Below are 1,328 nucleotides of genomic sequence, written 5' to 3' on the forward strand. Positions count from 1 at the left end.
ACCTCCTGGACCATTTCCGGGTCCAGCGCCGAGGTGGGCTCGTCGAACAGCATCAGCTTGGGATCCATCGCCAGCGCCCGCGCGATCGCCACGCGCTGCTGCTCACCACCGGACAGTTCCGAGGGCAGGCGGTTGCCCTTGCCGCCGAGCCCGACCATGTCGAGCACCTCGGGCACGGTGCGTTCGATGAACTGGCGCCGCTTGCCGATCACCTCGAGCGCGAAGGCCACGTTCTGCTCCACGGTCTTCTGCTGGAGCAGCCGGAAGTCCTGGAAGACGCACCCGATCCGCTGCCGCAACTTCGGCACCTTCCGGCCCGGCAGCCGGTCGACCCGGAAATCGGCCACCCGTATCTCGCCCGCCGTCGGCGACTCCTCCTTGAGTAGCAGCCGCATGAAGGTCGACTTCCCCGAACCGGACGGGCCGATGATGAAGACGAATTCGCCCTTGTCCACCTCGACGGAGACGTTGTCCAGCGCCGGCCGCGTCGAGGTCTTGTACGACTTGGTGACGTTGCGCATGGTGATCACGGGGAGCCAGTGTAGCCAGCGACCGGCCCCGGCGACCGGCCCCGACCGGCGTCGGCGAGGCGGCGAGCAACCCTACGGCGTCGGATCGACCCAGGCGGGCACGGCGTTGAGCAGCGACACCGGGCCGGTGTTGGCGGTTTCGGCGGGCTTGACGAACAGGTAGACGACGAACGTGGACACCCAGGTGGCCATGAGGATCGCCGTCGACTTACGTGGTTTCACTGATTCCTTCCTTACGCAGGGCGGCCGCGACGCGCACGCGCAGCTCACGCCCCACCTCGAATTGTTTGCCCGGCAATGTGCGGGCAACCATCCGGATGTTCATCTCGTCGAGCGAGAGATCTTCCACACCCATCACGGACGGCTCGTCGAGCAGCAGTGGCTTGAGGCGGCGGTCCTGGTAGGCCTTGGTGCACACCTCGTGCAGGATTTCGTTGATCTTGGTGATGTCGGCCTGGGCCGACACCGGCACGTCGATCGCGGCACGTGCCCAGTCCTTGGACAGGTTGGTCACCTTCACGATCTGCCCGTTCGGGACGGTGATGACCTCGCCGTCGGAGTTGCGCAGCGTGGTGATGCGCAACGTCACGTCCTCCACGGTGCCCTCGGCCGCGTCGGCCGATCCGGTGACCGCGATCCGCACCACGTCACCGAAGCCGTACTGACGCTCGGTGATCAGGAAGAACCCGGCCAGGATGTCCTGCACGATCCGCTGCGCGCCGAAACCGAGCGCCGCGCCGAGCACCGCCGCCGGGGCGACCAGACCGGTCACCCCGAATCCGACCCTGCGCAGCACCT

Annotated in this window: 3 protein-coding genes; all 3 read right to left on the reverse strand. The window is 67.1% G+C overall.

From position 1 onward, the window contains the following. Positions 1 to 530, reverse strand: a 530-nt coding sequence (locus tag ACWDNU_RS45970; protein ID WP_449673466.1) for a cell division ATP-binding protein FtsE, incomplete at its 3' end; no start/stop codon positions are given. A gap of 72 nt (positions 531 to 602) precedes the next feature. Next, positions 603 to 752 (reverse strand): hypothetical protein, encoded by a 150-nt coding sequence (locus ACWDNU_RS45975; protein WP_189026920.1) that lies wholly within the window; start codon positions 750 to 752, stop codon positions 603 to 605. Beyond that, on the reverse strand, positions 739 to 1,328 hold a 590-nt coding region (locus tag ACWDNU_RS45980; RefSeq protein ID WP_449673467.1), incomplete at its 5' end, for a mechanosensitive ion channel family protein. The genes ACWDNU_RS45975 and ACWDNU_RS45980, both read right to left, overlap by 14 nt.

The organism is Amycolatopsis sp. NPDC003676, assembly GCF_053587275.1.